Consider the following 22,801-nt stretch of genomic DNA (forward strand, 5'->3'; position numbering starts at 1 on the left):
CCCCCGATCTTGCGATCGGGGGCGGGCGAGAGCCCGACGGGCGTATGGGCGCTGGCGTCCGATGGAGGACGATACGACCTCTGGGTTCTGGGACCGTCAGGACGGGTCGGTCATTTCGTCGGCTGACCCAAGGCTGAGGCCTGGACGGCACGGGACGAAGGCCCGAGCCGTCCAGGCGCCACGCCCTCTTCACCAGATCTGGGTTTGGGCGGGAATGCTGTTGAAATAGCTGCAGAGGTTCACATAGGGGCCGCGATTGCAGGTGGCCGGGCTCTGGATCAGGTTTCCAGAGTTGTCCGTGTTCTTGGCCGGCGTGCTGCCGGGTTTGTGAGACCACAGGCCGTTGCTGTCCCTTCGGTACCAGTGGAAGTCATTTCCGGGCCAGATGACCAGGCAGATGATCTGCCCCGCCGCCGGGGTGACGTTGGGATTGGGGATCAGGATCTGGCCGTCGCGCTGCGAGGCGGCGCCGACGTTGTCGCAGCTGAACGTCGTGTACATCTGACCGGACCCGCGCCCGGGCTGTGCGAAACTGTTGGTGATCTTGTCGTTGGCGTAGTTGTAGCAGTTGTTGTTCGCCATGATGTAGGGGTTGTTGTTCCACTTCCCGGGATCATAGGGCGGCGCGGCGAACACCGTGGGCGCGGCCTCCGCCTTAAAACCCTCGCCGCCGATTTCCTCCGAGACATAGTCGTAGAGATCGTCCGGAAGCGCCGCCCGGCCGGTTTCGAGCAGGAACAGTTCGGTTTCGGGCGATCCGAGGTTGAGCGAGATATTGAGGCCGCCGATCTCGGCCAGGCCCTGGTGGACGAAGATGTGCGAATCCAGCGCCTTCTCGCCCGTGCTGAGGATGCTGAAGCCCCGATAGCCCAAGGCGCCGGCGATGCCGGGGGGGCGAAGAAGTGACCGCTCCTGCGTGGATCGGAGCCGTTCCGTGAGTTGAAGCACCTGGTCTTCCGCCAATTCCCAAACCGGGTCCGGACGACCAGAGAAGATGTGAAGCGTAACGATGACTGACATAGTGTTTGCTCCCTGTGTGCAACCTTAAAGTGTCGCATCTGGGCGGCGAAGTCAATCTTAGGTCGTGAAGGTTCGCGATAGGGTCGTGTCCGGATCAATCCTGACGGCGCGCGTCGCGCGCCAAGCGGGCCGCGTCACGGTCCATCTCGTCCGCCTTGGCGGGTAGGCTGGCGGCGACGGCCAGGAGTTCGGCGTCGGTGACGCGGTTGCCGCGTGTGCGGTTCTCGGCGATCTGGCGGGCGCGATAGGCGGGGTCGCGAAGGCGGACGGCCTCCGACCGCAGGTCCTGGGCGCTCTTGCGCATCTGTTCGGCGCCCTGGGCCATCTGGCGGCGGGCGTCCACGCGGGCGCCGGCGGCCTGGAGGCGGGCCTGTTCGCCCATGCGCCGCGCCTTTTCGTCTTCGACGCGAGCCTGGGCGGCGGCGGCGCGGGCCTGGTCGCCGTCGAGGCGGGCGATTTCGGCCTGGGCGCGGCTTTCTTCGGCTTGGCGGCGGCTTTCGGCGGCGTTGCGACGGGCCTCTGCGGCGTGGGCGCGGGCTTCTTCGGCCTCGGCGCGGGCGTCGGCTGCGGCGCGTTCCGCTTCCGGAGAGGGGACGCCGCCGTAGCTGTAGGTGTAGCTTGAACGGAAGACTGACGGCGCCGGGGGAGCGGGGGGCGCCGGCGGGACGACCATCGACGGCGGGGCGGGCGGCGCAGGCGGGGCCGGGGGCACGGGCGCTTCGGGCGGACTGGCGTAGTCCTGGCGGCTCAGCTCCAGGGCGGCCAGCGGCGTGGCGACGGCGGCGAGGGCGGCGATGGTCAGGGCGACGGTCAGCGGGCGACGGCGGGACGGCGTGTTCGACATGATGCAGGCGATCCTTGTCTTCAGGGTGCGGGCGTCGGCGGCCATGGGGCTGGCGGCGCAGGGGATGGAGCGGGGGACGGGATGCGCGGCCAGGCGGACCAGGGCGCGGGCGTAGACCTGACGGTCCACGGTGGTCAGGGCGTCGGCGTCGGCGGCCTCTTCGGTGCGGGCGACCAGGTCGAGGTGCAGGGCCCAGACCAGGGGATTGAACCAGAACAGGGCCAGGCTGAGCCGCGACAGAACCAGGAAGACCCAGTCCTTGCGCCGCAGATGGGCCAGTTCGTGAGCGAGGATGGCGGGGGCGGCCTCGCGTTCGGCCAGGCTGGTCGGATCGACCAGGATGACGCCGGGCGCGGCGCCCCAGCTGAGCGGACCCGACAGGCGGTCGTTGGCGATCAGGCGCGGCGGTCGGCCGGTGGTCTGGGTGTCCAGCGCGGTCCGCCAGGCGGGGCATTTGACGGCGCGGCCTTCGTGGGTCCAGCGCTCCAGGGTGTGCAGGCCCAAGAGGAGCCGTCCGGCGACCGCCGCGACGCCGATCAGCCAGATCAGACCGACGATCAGGGCGGGGGTGGGCCAGGGCAGGGCGCCGGAGATCTCGACCCCGGCGACGGGGCCGACCTCGCCCTGCCACATGGGTAGGTTCTGGGGCGTCACGAGGGGTTCTGCGGCGGGCAGCAGCGCCAGTTCCAGCGACGGCAGGACCGCCATGATCACCGGCAGGGCCAGCAGAAGACAGGTCACGCCGCGCAGGATGTCGACCCGGTCGACCGGCCGCTGGGCCAGAAGCCGCGAACAGGCCAGGCCGGCGCCGGCGATCAGGCTGGACTTGGCCAGCAGGGACAGCAGAAGGGCCCAGGTCACGACTCGCGCTCCACGGCTTCGTCGATCATGCGTTCGAGGGCGGCGGCTTCCTGCGGCGTCAGCTTCTGACCCAGGCCCAGCAGGGCGGTGGCGGCGCTGGCGGCCGAGCCGGCGAAGAAGGTGTCGATCATCCGTTGCAGGGCGCCGGCGGCGACCGCCTCGGTGCGCTGGACCGGGCTGTAGACATAGCCGTCGGGGCCAGGGGCGCGTTCGATCAGACCCTTGGCCTCCAGCCGCGACAGCAGGGTGCGGACGGCGGAGTCGCTGATCGGGTCGGACAGGGCGTTGCGGACGGCGGCGGCTGAGCCTCTCTCGAGCCGACACAGGGTCTCGAAGACCTCGCGTTCGCGGCGGGGCAGGGATTCGATCATGAGGCTGTTCCCGTGGCTGTTGACGCTACACCTGTAGCGCTACATGCGTAGCGGATTGGGGCGGGAATGAGGCGGCGGGATGAACTCGCGGTAGGGTGGGAATTCTACCCGTCATTTAGGGGGGGCTCACCCCACCCCCGTCACCCTCGGACTTGTTCCGAGGGCCCACCTATCCGCCGCAACGACGCTTAGGGTTGTCGCACTGTCCCGCCGTTCCGGATCGCGTCCGGCGTGGGCCCTCGGAACAAGTCCGAGGGTGACGGAAGGTGGGGTGCGTATGTGCCGTGTGCAATTCCTTCGCTGGCGAAGGGTGACGGGTGGTGAAAGCTAGAGCGAAACCTCGCGGCCCTCGGCGGCGCTGCGGAGACCCGCGTCGAGGATGCGCATGACGGTCAGGGCCTGGTCGGCGGGGACGGGCGGGGGCGCTTCGCCACGAACGGCGTCGCGGACTGCGGCGTAGAAGGCCGGGTAGTCGCCCCGTTCGGGCGTCGGGGTCGTGCGGAGGGTTTGGCCGCCGATCTGTTTCGTCAGGACGCCGGGCAAGGGGTCCAGGCCCCAGTCGGGGTCGCCGGGGCGAAGGCCCGCCTTGGACTGGTTCTCCTGGGCGTCGAGGCCGTGTTTGATGAAGCTGCCGCCTGTGCCGTGGACGACGTAGCGGAGCGAAGCCTCGGCGGCGAGGTGGCTCATGTTCAGGATGACGCGCAGCCGGTCGTAGCGCAGCAGGACGTGGGCGTAGTCGATGGCGGTGGCGCCCTGACGCTGGGCCTGGAGGTCGGCGTAGACGGCGAGGGGCGGACCGAACAGCTGCACCGCCTGGTCGATCAGGTGCGGGCCCAGGTCGGCCCAGACGCCGCCGTCGCGCTGGTCCTTCCAGCGGTCGGTGACGGCGGGGCGGAAGCGGTCGAAATGGCTTTCGAACACGGCGACATCGCCCAGTGCACCTTCGGCGATCAGGCGGCGCAGGGTCAGGAAGTCGGCGTCCCAGCGGCGATTCTGGAAGACGCTGAAGACGCCGGGCGCTTCGGCGGCGACGGCGGCGACGGCTTCGGCCTGCTCAAGTGTGGCGGCGAAGGGCTTGTCCACCACCACGGACTTGCGGGCCTTCAGCGCGGCGATCGACTGTTCGGCATGCAGGGCGTCCGGCGTGGCGACGACGATCAGGCCGATGTCGTCACGGGCCAGGGCGGCGTCCAGGTTGGGCAGGACCTCGACGTCTGGGAGGTCGGCGTGCACCGCCTCGGGCCGCGACGAGACGACGGCGGTCAGGGTCAGGCCGGGGGTCGCTTCGATCAGGGGGGCGTGGAAGGTCTGGCCCGCCAGGCCGTAGCCGACGACGGCGACGCCGATGGGTGCGTGTGAGGTCATGCCCCGATCAATAGCGGTCCGGGCGGGGGCCATCCAGCACATAGGGCACCACGCCGCGCTCGTTCTCGGGGACGTGAAGGGCGCGGTCCAGGGGGGGAAAGGCGCGCTGGGTGCAGTCGGTGCGTTCGCAGATGCGGCAGCTGACGCCGATCCGGGCGGCGGGGCCGTTCAGGTCCAGACCGGCGGCATAGACCAGAGACCTGGCGTGTTCGACCTCGCAGCCCAGGGACAGGGCGTAGCGGCGGTCGTTGGCCAGGTAGGAGCCGCTGGGCTTGGACACGGAGCGTGCAATGGAGATGTAGCGCGAGCCGTCGGGCATCTCGGCCAGCTGGACCCCGATCCGATCCGGCGTAGCGAAGGCCTCGTGGACATTCCACAGGGGGCAGGCGCCGCCGAAGCGGGCGAACTGGAAGCGGGTGGCGCTGTGGCGTTTGGTGATGTTGCCGGCCATGTCGACCCGGGCGAAATAGAAGGGCACGCCGCGCCAGCCGGGCCGTTGCAGGGTCGAGAGCCGGTGGCAGACCTGTTCGAAACTGACCTGGAACCGGGTGCGAAGCCGGTCGATGTCGTGCTTCTCGGCCCGCGCCGCCTCCAGGAAGGCGCGGTAGGGCAGCAGAAGCGCGCCGGCGGCGTAGTTGGCCAGGCCGACGCGGGCCACGTCGCGCGCGGCCTGGGTGCGGAAGGCGGCCTGGTCCAGTTCGGTCTCGATCCGGTCGCGGAAGGACAGCAGGGCCAACTGGTGGGCCAGTTGGAACGACCGGGTCGCGCCGGGCCGCCAGGCGTCCAGGGTCAGCACCCGGTTGGCCGGATCATAGCGGCGCAGGGCCTCCTGACCCGCGACATAGACGGTGCGGACCCCGTGCCGGTCGGCCAGCAGGGTCTCCAGCGCCCGTTCGATCGGGCCGTCCTGGGGGACCGCCGCGGCCAGGGCCTCGGCCGCCGTATCCAGGCTGTCGACGTAGTTGTCGCGGTAGTGGAAGAAGTCGCGCACCTCCTCATAGGGCAGCAGGGCGACGCGGGCGCCCAGTTCGTCGCGGCCCAGGGTGTCGTCCAGCGCCTTCACCCGCTCGTCCAGCTGGCGGAAGGCCTGGTGCAGGGCCAGGAACTGATGGGCCAGGCGCGGGGTGTTGGCGACGGCCTGTTTCAGCTCGGCCGCCGTCGGGGGCTCGGCCCCGCCGCTGACCGGGCCGGCGATGTCGGTGGTGGCCTCGCGCAGGTCGGCGATCAGGCGGGCGTCGCCCTCCAGATCGAACAGGCTGGCGTCGATATGGAAGGCGCGGGTCAGGGCGATCAGGACGCGGGCGGTGGCCGGGCGCTGATTGGTCTCGATCTGCGACAGATAGGAGGGCGACAGGCCCAGACGTTCGGCGCAGGCCTCCAGCGTCCAGCCGCGCGCCTCGCGCAGCTTGCGCAGCTTGGCGCCCAGGAAAAGCTTCTCAGCCATTCGCAAGTTTGCAGTTCATCGTCGCCACCTTTGCAAGTCCGCGCAGTTCCGCACCTTTTGCAAAGTTGCGTTTGCCATTTTGCGATGAAGCCGCCACTCCTTGCCGTTCGAACACAAGGCCGAAACCGATCATGACTCAAGCCATCCTTGAAGAACTGGAGCGCCGTCGCGCCGCCGCCAAACTGGGCGGCGGGGAAAAGCGTATCGCCGCCCAGCACGCCAAGGGCAAGCTGACGGCGCGCGAACGCATCGACGTTCTGCTGGACGAGGGCTCCTTCGAGGAGACCGACATGTTCGTGGAGCACCGCAGCCACGACTTCGGCATGGAGACGCAGCGCATCCCCGGCGACGGGGTGGTGACGGGGCGCGGCACCATCGGCGGGCGGCTGGTCTATGTCTTCTCCAAGGATTTCACGGTGTTCGGCGGGAGCCTGTCGGGCGCCCATGCGGCCAAGATCGTCAAGCTGCAGAAGATGGCCCTGACCACCGGCGCGCCGATCATCGGCCTATTCGACGCGGGCGGGGCGCGGATCCAGGAGGGGGTCGAGAGCCTGGCGGGCTACGCCGACATCTTCCTGCAAAACACCCTGGCCAGCGGCGTCATTCCCCAGATCAGCGTGATCATGGGGCCGTGCGCGGGGGGCGACGTCTATTCGCCGGCCATCACCGACTTCATCTTCATGGTGAAGGACACGTCCTACATGTACGTGACCGGCCCCGACGTGGTGAAGACCGTCACCAACGAGGTGGTCAGCCACGAGGACCTCGGCGGGGCGCGGGTCCATGCGGGCAAGTCGGGCGTGGCGGACGGGGCGTTCGAGAATGATCTGGAGGCCCTGTCGGAGGTGCGCCGCCTGATCGGCTTCCTGCCCCTGTCGAACCGCGAAAAGCCGCCGGTGCGCGAGAGCTATGACGAGCCGGAGCGGGACGAGCCGAGCCTGGACACCCTGATCCCGGCCAATCCGAACCAGCCCTATGACATGAAGGAGCTGATCCTGAAGGTGGTCGACGAGGCCGACTTCTTCGAGATCGGGGCCGACTTCGCCAAGAACATCATCTGCGGCTTCGGGCGGCTTGACGGCCAGACGGTCGGGATCGTCGCCAACCAGCCCCAGGTGCTGGCGGGGGTGCTGGACATCGATTCAAGCCGCAAGGCCGCGCGGTTCGTGCGCTTCTGCGACGCCTTCGACATTGCCCTGGTGACCCTGGTGGACGTGCCGGGCTTCATGCCGGGGACCAAGCAGGAGTACGGCGCCCTGATCAAACACGGGGCCAAGCTGCTGTTCGCCTATGCCGAGGCGACCGTGCCGAAACTGACCCTGATCACGCGCAAGGCCTATGGCGGCGCCTATGACGTGATGAGTTCGAAACACCTGCGCGGCGACGTCAACTACGCCTGGCCCACCGCCGAGATCGCCGTCATGGGCGCCAAGGGGGCGGTCGAGATCATCTTCCGCAAGGAGGCCGGCGATCCGGCCGCCCTGGCCGCGCGCGAGGCGGAGTACAAGGACCGGTTCGCCAATCCGTTCGTGGCGGCGGGGCTGGGCTATATCGACGACGTCATCATGCCGCACGGGACGCGGCGGCGGCTGGTGAAGGCGCTGCGGACGCTGAAGAACAAGGTCCAGGAGAACCCCTGGAAGAAGCACGATAATATTCCGCTGTGACTGCTGAACGCTCCACAAGGACCTTGCTTTGCTCGTCGTGTTTTCACGATGAGGGGCTGCGCTTGACCGCCGAGATCGTCGGCGTACCGAACAAACGCAGGTGTCCAGCTTGTGGCGTTACGGGTGGTGCCAAATTGAACGAGGGTGCCCTCCATCAGGTTGCGGGAAGTTTCTTCGTGCAGGGAAGCGTGCTTCGTACAGACTTCGGTGGTGCGCCTAGGATTCAAGCGAACACCAGCCAAACGACCAGCGTGGTTTTAGCTGAGCCACTGCAAAATGACGCTCGCCTGATCGAGCGAGCTACAGGTTTGGGGTTCTTCCACTACGGACCGCGGCTGTGGATGATCGGTGAGATTGAGCCTCTAAAAGACCTGCAAAGCCGTCTTAAGCGACGACCTATTATCGATCGCATCCTGTCAGAATTTCCCGAAGAATCGCTGGGTGTCGGAGAGAAGCTTTACAGGGTTCGCCTGAATCCTTCGTCTCCTGGCGCGCCAAATGAATACGACTCGCCACCTGCCAAATTCGCAAAAGCCGGGCGACTCAATGCGAAGTCGCAGTCAACGTTTTACGCCTCTTCAGACTTACAAGTATGTCTGCATGAATGCCGTGTTTCGGCGGAAGACGACATCTACGTGGCTACAATGGATGTCGCCAAAGAAATGAAAATCTTGGACCTCACCGAGATTCTTGACGAAGAAGAAACTGAGTTCGAGAGCCTCGACCTGGCAGTTCACATGGTCTTTCTCGCACGAAGCCACGCCTACCCAATAGCTCAGGCGATATCTAAAGCCGCTAAGAATGCCGGCTTTGAGGGTATCCGCTATCCTTCGTATTTCAGCCTCCTGCGAACGGGAGGACTGCCTTTTGAAACTTCTTATGGGCTTTCAAACCGTAGGCTAAGTAGCCTACGCGACTACGAGAAGTCGAAGATTGTCTCAAATCTCGCGATCTTTGGACGTCCGGTTTCTGACGGCCGCGTGTCTGTGAGGAGCATGAATCGGTTTGTGCTGAGCGCCGTCCAATATGGCGGGCGCTTCGGCCCATCGGCGGTCGATTAAATGGTTTCACTGATCAACTCTGGCTGCCCCAAAGCAGTGCGTAGGAACGTCCATGTTCTCTAAAATCCTCATCGCCAACCGGGGCGAGATCGCGGTTCGGATCATCAAGACCTGCCGCCGCATGGGCATCAAGACCGTGCAGGTCTATTCGGAGGCCGACGCCGGGTCGCTGGCGGTCGAGATGGCCGACGAGGCGGTGCTGATCGGGCCGGCGCCGGCGGCGCAGTCCTATTTGCTGGCGGACAAGATCGTCGAGGCGGTGCGCCAGACGGGGGCGCAGGCCGTGCATCCGGGCTTTGGCTTCCTGAGCGAGAACGCCGGGTTCGCGCGGCGGCTGAGGGACGAGGGGATCGCCTTTATCGGGCCGAACCCCGAGGCCATCGAGGCCATGGGCGACAAGATCAGCTCCAAGAAGCTGGCGGCCGAGGCGGGGGTCTCGACCGTGCCGGGGCATATGGGGCTGATCGAGACGCCGGAAGAGGCGGTCAAGATCGCCAACCAGATCGGCTATCCGATCATGATCAAGGCCAGCGCCGGCGGCGGCGGCAAGGGCATCCGCGTGGCCCATTCGGACGCCGACATGGCCGAGGGGTTTGCGGCGGTGAAGGCCGAGGCGCTGAACGCCTTTGGCGACGACCGGGTCTTTCTTGAGAAGTTCATCATCGATCCGCGCCACATCGAGATCCAGGTGCTGGGCGACAAGCACGGCCATGTGGTCCACCTGTTCGAGCGCGAATGTTCGATCCAGCGCCGCAATCAGAAGGTCATCGAGGAGGCGCCCAGCCCCTTGCTTGACGAGGCCACCCGCGCGGCCATGGGGGCGCAGGCCGTGGCTCTGGCCCAGGCCGTGAACTATGACTCGGCCGGTACGGTCGAGTTCGTGGCGGGGCAGGACAAGTCGTTTTATTTCCTGGAGATGAACACCCGTCTTCAGGTCGAACATCCGGTGACGGAGCTGATCACCGGGGTCGATCTGGTCGAACAGATGATCCGTTCGGCCTGGGGTGAAAAACTGGCCTTCGAACAGAAGGACCTGAAGATCGACGGCTGGGCCATCGAGAGCCGGATCTACGCCGAGGATCCCTATCGCGGCTTCCTGCCGTCCATCGGGCGGCTGGTCCGTTATGAGCAGCCGGAAGAGGGCGATCAGGGCGACTATACGGTCAGGAACGATTCCGGCGTCCGCGAGGGCGACGAGATCAGCATGTTCTACGACCCCATGATCGCCAAACTGTGCGCCTGGGGCGAGACGCGCGAGGACGCGGTGACGGGCATGGCCCGGGCGCTGGAGGACATCCATCTGTCGGGGCTGGGGCATAATGTGCCCTTCCTGGCGGCGGTGATGGACCAGGACCGGTTCAAGTCGGGCCATCTGTCGACCAGCTATATCAAGGACGAGTTCCCGGACGGCTTCCACGGCCTGCGCCCAACGCAGGCGCAGGAGCGGATCCTGATCGCCTCGGCCCTGGCCATGCACGAGGTCATCGCCGAACAGGACGGCGACCCGTCGGACCGCACCGACTGGATCGTGATGATCGACAAGACGCCGCACGGCGTCGGCCTGTCCTATGACGAGGACGAGGAGATGATCCTGACCCTGACGGGCGGCGGCGACATCCGTCTGTCGGACATCGACTGGCGGCCGGGCCTGGCCCAGTTCAAGGCCGAGCTGGACGGCGAGCCCTTCACCGCCGAGGTCAAGCGCGTCGCCGACGGCTTCGACATCCGCCACCGGGCGGCGCGGGCGCGGGTGCGGGTGCTGCGGCCGCATGTCGCCGAACTGTATGCGCGCCTGCCGGAGAAGGCGGTGGCGGACACCTCGAAGATGGTGCTGTCGCCGATGCCGGGGCTGGTGGTGTCGATCCCGGTGTTGGTGGGGCAGGCGGTCAAGACCGGGGAGACGGTGGCGATCATCGAGGCGATGAAGATGCAGAACATCCTGAAGGCGGAGCGCGACGGGGTGGTGAAGGCGGTGGGGGCGAAGGACGGGGATCCGGTGGCGGCGGATGACGTGCTGGTGGAGTTCGGGTGATGTTTTCTTCGCCCCCTCACGTTTTCGCCCCCCGCTCCGTCATCCTCGGGCTTGACCCGAGGACCGGAGGGTCCGCCGCACAGGCGAAGCCGTCGAACGCAGGTCTCGCCCTACGCCCGGTCCTCGGGTCAAGCCCGAGGATGACGGGAGTGGGGGCGGGAGGCGTCGCATGAGCTTCCCCACCCCCACGCCCCTCGAATGGCGCGAGTCCGCCCAGAAGGCGCTGAAGGATCGGCCAATCGAGTCGCTGATGCACCTCGACGCCGACCAACTGGTGACGCGGCCGCTGTACGCCGGAGCGACGGGCGTGCAGCCGATCTTCGCCCCGCGTCCGTCCGATTCCGAAGGCCGGGCCTGGGATCTGCGGACCCAGGTCGAGGGGGATGATCCCGAGGCGGTCAATGAGGCCGTGCTGACTGATCTGGAGAACGGCGCCGCCTCGGTGGTGCTGAAGGGGCGGGTGCTGGCGGATTCAGCGCCGCTGGGTCGAGCGCTGGAAGGCGTGGCTCTGGAGCTGGCGCCGGTCGCGCTGGAGGCAGGGATCGACGGGCCGGATGCGGCCAACGCCCTGGCGGTCGTGGCCAAGGGCTCGCCGCGCGCCCAGCTGAGGTTCCACATGGACCCGGTCTCGGCCTTCGCCGAGGCGGGCGGGGCGCCGCGTTCGGTGGAAGCGCATTTGAGCCTGGCGGCCAATACGGCGGCGCGCCATGCGGGGGCCTATCCCGACGCGACCTTCTTCATGGCCAGCGGGCGCGTGGCGCACGAGGCGGGCGGATCGGTGGCGCAGGAGCTGGCCTTTGCGGCCTCAAGCGTCGTGGCCCATGCGAAGGCGGCTGTGGACGCCGGGATGTCGGTCGAGGCGGCTTTGCGCGGCACGGTCGTCGGCCTGTCGGTCGATGCGGAATATTTCGACAGCCTGGCCAAGGTGCGGGCCATGCGGCTGATCTGGGCGGCGTTGACGCGAGGGTTTGGCGTTGAAGCGCCGGCCGTGATCGAGGCGCGGTCGTCGCGGCGGATGCTGGCGGCGCGCGATCCCTGGCCCAATCTGCTGCGGCTGACGGCGGCGGGGTTTGCGGGCGCCGTGGGCGGCGCGGACGTGGTGGTGCTGGACGGTTTCACCCGCGCCTCGGGGCGGTCCGACGCCTTTGCTCGGCGGCAGGCGAGGAACACCCAGCTGGTGCTGATGGAAGAGGCCAATCTGGGCCGGGTCGACGATCCGGCGGCGGGCAGCTGGTATCTGGACGCCCGGACACGGGATCTGGCCGAGGCCGGCTGGGCCGAGTTCCAGATGATCGAGGCCGAGGGCGGTCTGGTCGAGGCCCTGAAGGGCTCGGTGATCCAGCCCCGCATCGCCCGCGCCCGCGCCCTGCGCGAGGCGGCTCTGACGAACGGCGCGGCCCAGATCATCGGGGTGACGAAATATGTGGACGCGGAGGTGCGGCCGGCTCCCGTCGAGGCGGCTGACGTGGCGCCGGCGCCGGTCGAGCGGGTGTGCGAACCTCTGAGCCCGATCCGCTTCGCCGCGGCCTTCGAAGAGGTGATCGGATGAGCTTCCCCGATTTCAGCAAGATCGCCCTGAACCTCGACGCGACCGGGCAGGGGCCGGCGCGCGAGCCGTGGGTCACGCCCGAGGGGCTGACGGTCGAGACCGCATACGGCGCCGAGGCGCTGGAGGGGCTGGCGCACCAGGACGGTTTGCCGGGCTTCGCGCCGTTCGTGCGCGGGCCCTATCCGACCATGTATGCGGGCAATCCCTGGACCATCCGCCAGTACGCCGGATTCTCGACCGCCGAGGAGTCGAACGCCTTCTATCGTCGCAATCTGGCGGCGGGTCAGAAGGGGCTGAGCATCGCCTTCGATCTGGCGACGCACCGGGGCTATGACAGCGACCACCCGCGGGTGAAGGGCGACGTCGGCATGGCGGGCGTGGCCATCGACAGCATCTATGACATGCGGACCCTGTTCGACGGGATCCCGCTGGACCAGATGTCGGTGTCGATGACGATGAACGGGGCGGTGCTGCCGATCCTGGCCCTCTATGTCGTCGCGGCGGAAGAACAGGGCGTGCCGCATGCGGCCCTGACCGGGACCATTCAGAACGATATTCTGAAGGAGTTCATGGTCCGCAACACCTACATCTATCCGCCCGAGCCCTCGATGCGGATCATCGCCGACATCTTCGCCTGGACGGCGCAGGAGACGCCGAAGTTCAATTCGATCTCCATCAGCGGCTATCACATGCAGGAGGCGGGGGCCTCGGCGGATATCGAGCTGGCCTATACGTTGGCGGACGGGATCGAATATCTGCGGGCGGGCGTGGCGGCGGGCATGCCGATCGACCGGTTCGCGCCGCGCCTGAGCTTCTTCTGGGCCATCGGCATGAACTATTTCATGGAGGTGGCCAAGATGCGCGCGGGCCGCCTGCTGTGGGCCGAGGCGGTGCGGAAAGAGGGCGGGGTCGATCCGAAATCGCTGTCCTTACGCGCCCACTGCCAGACGTCGGGATGGAGCCTGGCGGCGCAGGACGTGTTCAACAATGTGCCGCGCACCATGGTCGAGGCCATGGCGGCGGCGGGCGGGCAGACGCAGAGCCTGCACACCAATGCGCTGGACGAGGCCCTGGCCCTGCCGACCGACTTCTCGGCCCGGATCGCGCGCAATACGCAGATCCTGCTGCAGTCGGAAACGGGGCTGACGCGGGTCATCGACCCATGGGGCGGCAGCTTCTATGTCGAGCGGCTGACCCACGAACTGGCTGAACGGGCGCGGGCCCATATGGCCGAGGTCGAGGCCCTGGGCGGCATGGCCAAGGCCATCGAGGCCGGGATTCCCAAGCTGCGGATCGAGGAATCCGCCGCCAAGACCCAGGCCCGGATCGACACCGGCCAGCAGACGGTGGTGGGGGTGAACAAATATCTGAACCCCGTCGTCGACGATATTCCGATGCTGAAGGTCGACAACGCGGCGGTGCTGGCGGCCCAGATCGACAAGCTGAAACGGCTGAGGGCCGAACGGGACCAGGCGGCGACCGATGCGGCGCTGGAGGCCCTGACTGAGGGCGCGCGGGGCAGCGCTAACCTGCTGGAGCTGGCGGTGCAGGCGGCGCGGGCCAAGGCGACGGTGGGGGAGATCTCCGACGCGCTGGAGGCCGCCTTCGGCCGCCATGTGGCGACGGTGCAGACTGTGTCCGGCGTCTATGCGAAGGAGGCTGGGTCTGACGCCCGTTTCGCCCGCGCCCGCGAGATGGTGGCGACCTTCGTCGAGAACGACGGCGGGCCGCCGCGCATCCTGATCGCCAAGCTTGGGCAGGACGGGCACGACCGGGGCCAGAAGGTGGTCGCCACCGGATACGGCGACCTGGGCTTCGACGTCACCGCCGGCGCCCTGTTCCAGACCCCGGCCGAGGCGGCGCGCGATGCGGTGGACAAGGGGGTTCATGCGGTGGGGGCCTCGTCCCTGGCGGCTGGCCACCTGACCCTGGTGCCGGAACTGAAGGCCGAGCTGGCGCGGCTGGGGCGGCCGGACATCATGATCGTGGTCGGGGGGGTGATCCCGCCGTCCGACGTCCAGCCCCTGCTCGATATGGGCGCGGCCGCCGTCTATCTGCCCGGTTCGGCCATCGCCGACACGGCGGTGGACCTGATCGAGAAGCTGAACCAGCGGCTGGGTTACGCCCAGCCTGCTCCAAAGGAGACCGCATGATCGGCGCCCTGAACCATGTCGGGGTCGCGACCCCGTCCATCGCGGACTCGATCAAACTGTATCGCGACATTCTGGGCGCGACCAAGATCGGCGAGCCCTTCGACCTGCCGGCGCAGGGGGTGAAGGTCTGTTTCGTCGATACCCCGACGGCCCAGATCGAGCTGATCGAACCCTATGACGACACCAGCCCCATCGTCGGCTTCCTGGCCAAGAACCCCAAGGGCGGCCAGCATCACGTCTGTTTCGAGGTCGCCGACATCCACGCCGCCGTCGCCGAGATGCGGGCCAAGGGGGTGACCATCCTGGGCACGGGCGAGCCGCGGATCGGGGCCCACGGGACGCCGGTCGTCTTCCTGCATCCGCGCGACATGGGCGGGGTGCTGATGGAGCTGATGGAGACGCCGAAAGGCGCGCACTGATCGCTGGAGCCTTTCGCCAGCTTCGCCGTTAAGTTTGCCATGGAAGACCTGACCATGATGCGCCGCCTGACCGCTTTCGTCGTCCTCGCCGCCCTGACCGGGGTCTCCGCTTGTCAGCAGGCGGAGCCGGAGCAGCCGACCGCCCCGGTCGAGCCCCAGCCGGCGCCCGCGTCGGCCGCTCCGGCCGTCGGCTACGCCTGCGAGAGCGGGGCGATGGTCGAGGCGCGGTATCCCGACACGGCCACGGCGCAACTGGCCTACAAGGGGCAGACCTATGATCTGCGCTCGGTCGAGGCGGCGAGCGGCGCCCGCTATGTCGGCTCGGGCGTCGAATGGTGGACCGCCCCCCGCGACGGCCAGGAGAAGGCGACCCTGAGCCGCCTCGGCCCCAACGAGGAGGTCGGGGTGGCGGTGCTGGAGCAATGCGCGCGGCCGGTGGCGACGGCGGCGACCGCCGCGCCGGCTCCGCAAGCCTTGCCGGGCCAGACGACCACGCCCGCGCCGGGCGGGGTCCTGCCCGCCTCGACGCCCTGCAAGGGACCGCAGCTGAAGCTGGCGGCCGAGGGCGGCGACGCCGGGGCGGGCAACCGGGTGCGCAACTTCAGCCTCCAGAACCTCGGCGCCCAGGCGTGCAGCCTGACCGGCTATCCGGGCGTGACCCTGCTGGACGGGCAGGGGCGGGCCCTGACCTCGATCCGCGCCGACCAGAGCCCCGGCAGCTATTTCCGCCAGGGCCAGGCGCCGACGCCGGTGGAGCTGGCGCCCCGGGCCAAGGCCTATTTCGAAATGGCGTGGAGCGTCGTGCCGGACGAGACGATGCAGAAGACCTGCCCCAGCGTCGCCACCCTGCGCGCCACTGCGCCGGGCGACACGGCGGCCGTCAGCCTGCCCTTCGAGTTCCAGCCGTGCGGCGGCAAGGTCCGCGTCAGCCCGATCCGGGCTGAGGCCGATCCCGAGATGGCGACCTAAGACGGGTGGAATCCCGGTCGAAATCGGCGTAGGTCGCGGCCATGACCCAGAGCTTCTATGACCGCGTCGCCGGTGAACTGACCGAGATCGACGCCCAGGGCCTGACCAAGCCCGAACGCATCATCGCCTCGCGCCAGGGACCGGTGATCCAGGTCGCCGGCCGCGACGTGCTGAACTTCTGCGCCAACAACTATCTGGGCCTGGCGGGCGACGAGCGTGTCGTCCAGGCCGGGATCGCCGCTCAGCAGAAGTGGGGCGCAGGCACGGCCTCGGTCCGCTTCATCTGCGGCACGCTGGAGATCCACAAGGAGCTTGAAGCCGCCATCGCCGGCTATCTGGGCTTCGAGGACGCCATTCTGTTCGCCGCCGCCTTCGACGCCAACGGCGGTCTGTTCGAACCCCTGCTGGGCGAGAACGACGCCATCGTCTCGGACAGCCTGAACCACGCCTCGATCATCGACGGGGTGCGGCTGTGCAAGGCCAAACGCTATCGCTTCGCCAACTCGGACATGGATGAGCTGGAAAGCCGGCTGAAGGAGGCGCGCGAGGCCGGCGCCCGCGACATCATCATCGCCACCGACGGCGCCTTCTCGATGGACGGCTATATCGCCAAGCTGGATCAGATCCGGGTGCTGGCCGACAAATATGACGCTCTGATCATGGTGGACGACTGCCACGCCACCGGCTTCCTGGGTCCGCAAGGCAAGGGTTCCTTCGCCCACCACGGGGTCGAGGTCGACTTCGTCACCGGCACCTTCGGCAAGGCCCTGGGCGGCGCCATGGGCGGCTTCATCTGCGCCAGGAAGTCGGTGGTCGAACTGCTGAAGCAGCGGGCGCGGCCCTATCTGTTCTCCAACGCCCTGGCGCCGGCCGTGTGCGGCTCCAGCCTGGAGGCCATCCGTATCGCTCAAGGGGCGGAGGGTGACGCCCTGCGCACCCGTCTGTCGGCCAACGCCCACCGCTATCGCATGGCCATGACCGATGCGGGCTTCGACCTGCTGAACGGCGAACATCCGATCATCCCTGTCATGCTGGGCGACGCCAAACTGGCCCAAGATTTCGCGGCGCGCGCGTTGGAGCTGGGCGTCTATGTGATCGGCTTTTCCTTCCCCGTCGTGCCGCGCGGCCAGGCCCGCATCCGCACCCAGATGTCGGCGGCGCATAGCTTCGACCAGATTGACCGGACGGTGGCGGCGTTTACGCAGGCGGGACGAGAACTGGGCGTCATTTAGCCCTCTTCGCGCGCCATCGACGAAGAACAAGCGGTGAGGAGGCGTGGGGCCTCAGCCGCGGGCTTCGGAACAAGCCGAGGCCATGATTTCAGGGAGTTGAGACTATGACCGACACGATGAAGGCCCTGGCCAAGACCGCCCCGGGCGTCGGCCTGGAACTGATCGACGCCCCGATCCCTGAGGCGGGACCGGAGGATGTGCTGATCCGGGTGCACCGCACCGCCGTCTGCGGCACCGACATCCATATCTGGAACTGGGACGAATGGTCCCAGAAGAACGTTCCGACCCCGATGATCACCGGCCATGAGTTCGCCGGCGAGATCGTCGCCGTCGGCAAGGACGTGGATCGCCCGCTGAAGATCGGCCAGCGCGTCTCGGCCGAAGGGCACGTCATCGACCTGAACTCCGAGGCGGCCCGCGCCGGTCATTTCCACCTGGACCCCAAGACGCGCGGCATCGGCGTCAACCGCCAGGGCGCCTTCGCCGAGTTCGTGGTGGCGCCGGCCTTCAATGTGATCGAACTGCCCGACGACGTGCCCTATGAGATCGGCTCGATCCTGGATCCGTTCGGCAATGCGGTGCACACCGCGCAGCAGTTCGACCTGCTGGGCGAGGACGTCCTGGTCACCGGCGCCGGCCCCATCGGCATGATGGCGGCCGCCGTGGCCCGTCACGCCGGAGCGCGCACCGTGGTCCTGACCGACATCAACGATTTCCGGCTGGAGCTGGCGCAGAAGGTGGCGCCGGGCGTGCGCACCGTGAACACGACCAAGGAAGACATCCACGACGTGATGAAGGAGCTGGGCCTGAAGGTCGGCTTCGACGTGGCGCTGGAGATGTCGGGTTCGCCGATCGCCTTCAGACAGTGCGTCGACACCCTGATCATGGGCGGCGGCATGGCCATGCTGGGGATCCCCGGCAAGCCGATGGAGACCGACTGGGGCGCGATCATCCTGAAGGCCTTGACGATTAAGGGCGTCTATGGCCGCGAGATGTTCACCACCTGGCGCAAGATGCTGGGCCTGCTGAAGGCCGGCCTGGACCTGAGCCCGCTGATCACCCACCGCCTGGACTACGCCGACTACCGCGAAGGCTTCGAGGCCATGAAGTCGGGCCAGTCGGGCAAGGTGGTGTTGAACTGGGACAAGGCGGCCTGAGCGGATTTCACCTCCCTGTCGGCGAAGGCCGACGGGGAGGACCGGTCGCGCAGCGACCAGGCGGGGGCGACTCCGACAGTGGTGATGACCGATCCAGCTTCAGAAACCGAGTCGCCCCCTCCTGGCGCTCGCTGACGCGATCGCCTGTCCTCCCCGCGCGCCTTCGCGCGCGGGGAGGTAAAGTCGCCCCTCAGTTCGCCTTGCGGATCAGTTCGTCGGCCAGGGCCGCGGTCAGATAGCCGTCGGCGATGCGGCCGTTGGCCTGTTGCCAGCGGCGCAGGGCCGTGCGGGTGTTGGTTCCGATGACCCCGTCGACCCCTTGAGTGTCATAGCCCAGCCGTGTCAGGGCGGCCTGGGCGCCGATCCGTTGTTCGCGCGACATGGAGGCGTCGTTGGGCCAGGCCTTGGTCAGGCCGGGCTTGCCCATGATCCCGTCCGCCGTCAGGCCGATGGCCAGGGCGTAGGAGACCGAGTTGTTGTAGCGCCGGATCACATAATGGTTCGGCAGGGCCAGGAAGGCCGGGCCGTTGGCGCCCTGGGGCAGCAGGATGGTCGCCTCTTCCAGCGCCTCGGCGCCGTTCGGCGTGCCGCCCTGGGCCAGGCGCACGCCCCTGGCCGCCCAGTGGGCCCAGTTGTGTTTCGGCCCTTCGGCCTCGGCGTAGTTGAAGCCTGCGGGCAGGACGACTTCGTAGCCCCAGCCCTGGCCGCGCTTCCAGCCGGCCTGGGCCAGCAGATTGGCGGCGGAGGCCAGGGCGTCCGCGTCGTCGCCCCAGATGTCGACCTTGCCATCGCCGTCCTGGTCGACGCCCAGGCGCAGATAGTTGTCGGGCATGAACTGGGTCTGGCCCATGGCCCCGGCCCAGCTGCCCTTCAGGCCTGCGCGTTCGCGGCGGCCGTCGACGACGATGTCCAGCGCGTCCTTCAGCTGGGCCTCGGCCCAGTCGCGGCGGCGGCCGTCATAGGCCAGGGTCGCCAGCGAGCGGATGACGTCATAATCGCCCTGAACCTGACCGAAGGCGCTCTCCTGAGCCCAGACCCCGACCAGGATCTCGGACGGCACGCCGAAGCGCTGGACCACCGGCCACGGCACGCGGTCGATCCGCTGCTTGGCCTGGGCGATTCGCACCGGCGTCACCGCATTCTGGATATAGGCGCCAGCGGGCTTGGAGAATTCGGGCTGATTGCGGTCCAGCCGCACGACCGAGGCGTCGGGCGTCAGCCCGGCCAGTTCGCGTTCGTAGTCGGCGCGACGGCCCCCGCCCTTGCGCGCCAGGAATCCCTGTTTCCAGCCTTCGAACCCCTGCTGGTCATAGGCGGCCAGGGGCGGCGTCTGGGGCGCGGGCGTCGGCGCCGCGACGGGCGCGCCCGGCTCAGGCGTCGGCGTCGGCAAATTGACGGGCGGCTCGGGCAGCATCGGCGCGCAGGCGGCGACACAGCAGATGAGGAGTAGGCGATAGGAAAAGCGCATGAGATTCAGACTACAGCCCCCGAGGTAATAGGTGAAATGACATCCGCGCGAATGGCTTTCACGCGCCACAAAGCGCCTGTGGCGCGAAAGCGGCGCCGGGAGACTCCCCTATTGACGTCGTTAACCCTCAATTTCATCGACGCGCTAACGAACTGCGGCGTATTGGCGCAGGGTCCTCTGACGGCCTGATGGCGGAGTGGCGACGCGACGGGCGTGCAACCCCGGAAACCCTCCGTTCGACTCGGAGGTCAGGCCTCCATCTTCTTTTTTGGTGCTATCGCCCTTCGGGCTGCTTGAGCACATCTCTTTGAGTGCTACCGCCCTTCGGGCTGCTTGAGCACATCTCTTTGGGTGCTATCGCGCTTTGCGCTACTTGAGCACGGGTCGGGGATCGCCGCGCCGGGCAGGCGGAGATTGGGTTTTCCGTGCATTTGCCTTGTAGCGGGTTGACCTTCTCCGGACCGCTCTCTATACGACCGCCTCCGCCGCGATCCGCCCGGATCAGCGGCTTTCTTATTGGCTTCTCTCAGGACGTCCGACCATGAAGGTCCGCAGCTCGCTCAAGTCCCTGAAGACCCGTCACCGCGACTGCAAGGTCGTGCGTCGCAAGGGCGTCGTCTTCGTCATCAACAAGACCGACCCGCGCTTCAAGGCGAAGCAGGGCTAAGCTGCGTTCGCGGCGCGCCGCTCGGGCGGCGTGCGCACGCAGGGCCGCGCTTAGGTCGCCCGAAGGGCGACAGCGCGACAAAAGCTCTGACGATCCACAGGCTGCGGGCTTTGTCCGCGGCCTTTTTCGTGTTCGGCGGTTGAGCCGCGCCGCTGGGCGTGGTTAGCGTCCGCGCTTGATTTCTGGAGTATTCCCCATGGCCGATGACGCCGCCTTCGACGCCTCGTCCGATGTTCTGACCGCGACGGCCCAGGGCCGGCTGCGCTCCATCATCGAGCGTCTTGAACGCCTTGAGGAAGACAAGCAGGCCGTGATGACGGACATGAAGGAAGTCTTCGCCGAGGCCAAGGGCGAGGGCTATGACGTCAAGATCCTGCGCAAGGTCATCCGCATCCGCAAGCAGGACAAGGCCAAGCGCCAGGAAGAGGACGCCATCCTGGACCTCTATCTGTCGGCCCTCGGCGAGATCTGAGACTGACCCGGCTTGAAGCGCACCCCCTTCAAGCCAGGCGGCGGCCTTTCGCGCTCAGGCGGGCCGAAGGGCGGTAGCGCTTTCAAGACGCGCTCAAGCAGCCCGAAGGGCGATAGCGCGCCCAAGAAGCCGCTGCCGAGCCCGTTCGAAATCCAGCGTGAGGCGGCCAAGCGCGCCGCTCTGAACGCATTGAAACGCGCCCGCCGCTCGGCAGAGAAGGCGGGCGTTTCTCTGTCCGAATGGGAGGGCGAGTTCCTCGATTCGGTCGGCGAGCGGGTCAAGACCCACGGCCGCGCCTTCGCCGACCCCGAAAAGGGCGCGCCCGGTCAGGCCCTGTCGGCCATGCAGGGCCGCAAGCTGAAGGAAATCACCGCCAAGGCCAAGGGCGAGGAGCCTAAGCGGCGGTGGGGCAGGAAGAAGGAAGAGTGATGTCTTCCTTCTCCCCTTGCGGGAGAAGGTGGCCCGAAGGGCCGGATGAGGGTTCCGCCGGTGGGCCAGTTCGCACCACCGTGCCCCTCACCCTTTCGCGCCAGAACGACGGCTTACGCCGCCGTGCGCTCAAGCCCTCTCCCGGTGGGAGAGGGAGGCGTTCACCCCGCCTCCTTCAGCTGACCCTCCAGCCCCTGTTCGCGGACCTTGCGGTACAGGGTGGAGCGGCCGATGCCGAGGCGGCGGGCGATTTCGCTCATGTGGCCGGCGTAGACCTCGATGGCGTGCTGGATCAGGTCGCGTTCGATGTCTTCCAGCGTCCGCAGATGGCCGCGGTCGTCCAGGATGCGGATCGGCTGTTCCGGCAGGGGCGGCAGATCGGCGTAGGACGGAGCCTCGGTTCTGAGCGCAGCCGTCGCCGCCTCCGGCATGGGCGCCACCACGCCCGAGATGGACGGGAAATCATAGGGCTGAAGGAAGGGCGAGTCGGCCAGGACGATGGCGCGGAACACCGCGTTCTCGAGCTGGCGCACATTGCCGGGCCAGTCGAAGGCCTGGAGCATGGCCTGGGTCTCGGGCGCGCAGGCGACGATCCGCTTGCCTTCCTCGGCGTTGAACCGGGCGATGAAATGATCGACCAGGGCCGGGATGTCCTCGCGGCGGTCGCGCAGGGACGGGGCCTCGATCGGGAAGACGTTGAGGCGGTAGAACAGATCCTCGCGGAAGGCGCCGTCCTTGACCTGTTGGGCTGGGTCGCGATTGGTGGCCGAGACGATGCGGACGTCGATCTTGACCGGGCGTTTTCCGCCGACCGGATCGATCTCGCTCTCCTGCAGGGCGCGCAGCAGCTTGACCTGAAGATCCAGCGGCAGTTCGCCGATCTCGTCCAGGAACAGGGTGCCGCCGTCGGCCTCGCGGAACTTGCCCAGGGTCTTGTCGACCGCCCCGGTGAAGGCGCCCTTCTCGTGGCCGAACAGGATGGATTCCGCCAGATTGGCGGGCAGGGCGCCGCAGTTGACGGCGACGAAGGGCTTGCCGGCCCGGTCGCTGGCGCCGTGCAGGGCGCGGGCGATGACTTCCTTGCCGACGCCGCTTTCGCCTGTGATCAGCACCGGAATGGACGACTTGGCGGCCCGCGTTCCAAGAGCCTTGACCATTCGCATGGGGGCGCTGTCGCCGATGATATCGTCGAAACTGGCGCGCCCTTGCGCCCGTTTGGTCAGCCGGCCGACCTCGGCGGTCAACTGGGTCATCTTCAGGGCGTTGCGCACCCCGACCAGCAGACGCTCAGGGCCGACCGGCTTGACGAAGAAGTCCTGGGCGCCGGCCTGCATGGCCTTGACCACGGTGTCGATGCCGCCGTTGGCCGTCAGGACGATGACCGGGGTGGTCACGCCCGCGCTGCGCAGTTCGGCCAGGCATTCCAGACCCGACATCTCGGGCATCACCATGTCCAGCAACAGCATGTCTGCGCCGCCGCCCCGGAGCATGCGGTCAATGGCTTCGCCGCCCCCGGCGGCATGGACCACGGCGTAGCCGTCGCGTTCGAGCACGGCCTGCAGCAGGCGGCGCTGGGTCGGATCGTCGTCGACCACCAGAACGGTCTTGGCCATGGGAGCCC

The 22,801-nt window shown here is 67.8% G+C and carries 21 protein-coding genes and 1 tRNA gene; 14 read left to right on the plus strand and 8 right to left on the minus strand.

Annotated features, from left to right (window positions below; genetic code table 11):
* Positions 1-9 precede the first annotated feature (9 nt).
* Complete coding sequence (locus ACP7CK_RS01815; protein ID WP_426024946.1) at positions 10-126, plus strand: phospholipase domain-containing protein; 117 nt, start codon at positions 10-12, stop codon at positions 124-126.
* A 63-nt stretch (positions 127-189) separates the two neighbouring features.
* Here the strand turns inward: ACP7CK_RS01815 and ACP7CK_RS01820 are convergent, their stop codons facing one another.
* The 6 genes from ACP7CK_RS01820 to ACP7CK_RS01845 all read right to left on the minus strand — a co-directional run bounded on the left by ACP7CK_RS01820 (position 190) and on the right by ACP7CK_RS01845 (position 6,038).
* Positions 190-1,020, minus strand: coding sequence for a hypothetical protein (locus tag ACP7CK_RS01820; RefSeq protein WP_008260646.1), 831 nt, complete (start codon positions 1,018-1,020; stop codon positions 190-192).
* A 94-nt stretch (positions 1,021-1,114) separates the two neighbouring features.
* A complete protein-coding gene (locus ACP7CK_RS01825; RefSeq protein WP_426024947.1) occupies positions 1,115-2,725 on the minus strand; it encodes a M56 family metallopeptidase in 1,611 nt (536 codons plus the stop codon).
* Entirely contained in the window at positions 2,722-3,096 is a 375-nt protein-coding gene (locus ACP7CK_RS01830) for a BlaI/MecI/CopY family transcriptional regulator (RefSeq protein ID WP_426024948.1), read from the minus strand. Before ACP7CK_RS01830 ends, ACP7CK_RS01825 begins: the two co-directional genes overlap by 4 nt.
* Positions 3,097-3,423: 327 nt before the next feature.
* Positions 3,424-4,461 carry an oxidoreductase gene (locus ACP7CK_RS01835; RefSeq protein WP_426024949.1) on the minus strand — a complete coding sequence of 346 codons (1,038 nt, stop codon included), beginning with the start codon at positions 4,459-4,461 and terminating at the stop codon, positions 3,424-3,426.
* Between the two features lie 7 nt (positions 4,462-4,468).
* A complete protein-coding gene (locus tag ACP7CK_RS01840) occupies positions 4,469-5,905 on the minus strand; it encodes a helix-turn-helix domain-containing protein (protein ID WP_426024950.1) in 1,437 nt (478 codons plus the stop codon).
* A complete protein-coding gene (locus ACP7CK_RS01845; protein ID WP_426024951.1) occupies positions 5,898-6,038 on the minus strand; it encodes a hypothetical protein in 141 nt (46 codons plus the stop codon). The genes ACP7CK_RS01840 and ACP7CK_RS01845 overlap by 8 nt, the downstream gene beginning before the upstream one ends.
* Here ACP7CK_RS01845 and ACP7CK_RS01850 point away from each other — a divergent pair.
* From ACP7CK_RS01850 to tdh, 9 genes are all read left to right on the plus strand, one after another.
* Positions 6,037-7,572 carry an acyl-CoA carboxylase subunit beta gene (locus ACP7CK_RS01850; RefSeq protein WP_008259414.1) on the plus strand — a complete coding sequence of 512 codons (1,536 nt, stop codon included), beginning with the start codon at positions 6,037-6,039 and terminating at the stop codon, positions 7,570-7,572. The two genes, ACP7CK_RS01845 and ACP7CK_RS01850, sit on opposite strands and share 2 nt — an antisense overlap.
* Positions 7,573-7,634: 62 nt before the next feature.
* Positions 7,635-8,633 (plus strand): RES family NAD+ phosphorylase, encoded by a 999-nt coding sequence (locus ACP7CK_RS01855; RefSeq protein WP_426024952.1) that lies wholly within the window; start codon positions 7,635-7,637, stop codon positions 8,631-8,633.
* A gap of 52 nt (positions 8,634-8,685) precedes the next feature.
* Positions 8,686-10,665, plus strand: a complete 1,980-nt coding sequence (locus tag ACP7CK_RS01860) for an acetyl-CoA carboxylase biotin carboxylase subunit (RefSeq protein WP_426024953.1) — start codon at positions 8,686-8,688, stop codon at positions 10,663-10,665.
* Positions 10,666-10,834: 169 nt separating this feature from the next.
* Complete coding sequence (locus ACP7CK_RS01865) at positions 10,835-12,214, plus strand: methylmalonyl-CoA mutase family protein (RefSeq protein ID WP_426024954.1); 1,380 nt, start codon at positions 10,835-10,837, stop codon at positions 12,212-12,214.
* Complete coding sequence (scpA, locus tag ACP7CK_RS01870) at positions 12,211-14,367, plus strand: methylmalonyl-CoA mutase (RefSeq protein ID WP_426024955.1); 2,157 nt, start codon at positions 12,211-12,213, stop codon at positions 14,365-14,367. The genes ACP7CK_RS01865 and scpA overlap by 4 nt, the downstream gene beginning before the upstream one ends.
* Positions 14,364-14,786: a methylmalonyl-CoA epimerase gene (gene mce, locus ACP7CK_RS01875; RefSeq protein ID WP_426024956.1), complete on the plus strand. Its 423-nt coding sequence runs from the start codon at positions 14,364-14,366 to the stop codon at positions 14,784-14,786. The genes scpA and mce overlap by 4 nt, the downstream gene beginning before the upstream one ends.
* Positions 14,787-14,825: 39 nt before the next feature.
* Positions 14,826-15,755 (plus strand): DUF4232 domain-containing protein, encoded by a 930-nt coding sequence (locus ACP7CK_RS01880; RefSeq protein ID WP_426024957.1) that lies wholly within the window; start codon positions 14,826-14,828, stop codon positions 15,753-15,755.
* Between the two features lie 41 nt (positions 15,756-15,796).
* On the plus strand, positions 15,797-16,987 hold the full coding sequence (locus ACP7CK_RS01885) for a glycine C-acetyltransferase (RefSeq protein ID WP_372705545.1): 1,191 nt from the start codon (positions 15,797-15,799) through the stop codon (positions 16,985-16,987).
* A gap of 104 nt (positions 16,988-17,091) precedes the next feature.
* A complete protein-coding gene (gene tdh / locus ACP7CK_RS01890) occupies positions 17,092-18,144 on the plus strand; it encodes an L-threonine 3-dehydrogenase (protein WP_008258650.1) in 1,053 nt (350 codons plus the stop codon).
* Between the two features lie 190 nt (positions 18,145-18,334).
* Here the strand turns inward: tdh and ACP7CK_RS01895 are convergent, their stop codons facing one another.
* Positions 18,335-19,612: a lytic murein transglycosylase gene (locus ACP7CK_RS01895; protein WP_426024958.1), complete on the minus strand. Its 1,278-nt coding sequence runs from the start codon at positions 19,610-19,612 to the stop codon at positions 18,335-18,337.
* 182 nt (positions 19,613-19,794) lie between these two features.
* On the opposite strand from ACP7CK_RS01895, the gene ACP7CK_RS01900 reads away from it, so the two are divergent.
* From ACP7CK_RS01900 to ACP7CK_RS01915, 4 genes are all read left to right on the plus strand, one after another.
* Positions 19,795-19,871: transfer RNA gene (locus tag ACP7CK_RS01900), tRNA-Ala, on the plus strand.
* 282 nt (positions 19,872-20,153) lie between these two features.
* Entirely contained in the window at positions 20,154-20,279 is a 126-nt protein-coding gene (gene ykgO, locus ACP7CK_RS01905) for a type B 50S ribosomal protein L36 (protein ID WP_008263184.1), read from the plus strand.
* A 196-nt stretch (positions 20,280-20,475) separates the two neighbouring features.
* The gene (locus tag ACP7CK_RS01910; RefSeq protein WP_008263716.1) at positions 20,476-20,751 is read left to right on the plus strand and encodes a DUF2312 domain-containing protein; all 276 of its coding nucleotides are present in this window, start codon (positions 20,476-20,478) and stop codon (positions 20,749-20,751) included.
* Positions 20,752-20,883: 132 nt separating this feature from the next.
* The gene (locus ACP7CK_RS01915) at positions 20,884-21,180 is read left to right on the plus strand and encodes a hypothetical protein (RefSeq protein ID WP_040349953.1); all 297 of its coding nucleotides are present in this window, start codon (positions 20,884-20,886) and stop codon (positions 21,178-21,180) included.
* A 161-nt stretch (positions 21,181-21,341) separates the two neighbouring features.
* Here ACP7CK_RS01915 and ACP7CK_RS01920 read toward each other — a convergent pair whose 3' ends face one another.
* On the minus strand, positions 21,342-22,793 hold the full coding sequence (locus tag ACP7CK_RS01920) for a sigma-54-dependent transcriptional regulator (RefSeq protein WP_426024959.1): 1,452 nt from the start codon (positions 22,791-22,793) through the stop codon (positions 21,342-21,344).
* Positions 22,794-22,801: the final 8 nt, after the last annotated feature.

The organism is Brevundimonas sp. TSRC1-1, assembly GCF_049898245.1.
Lineage (GTDB): Bacteria > Pseudomonadota > Alphaproteobacteria > Caulobacterales > Caulobacteraceae > Brevundimonas > Brevundimonas mediterranea_A.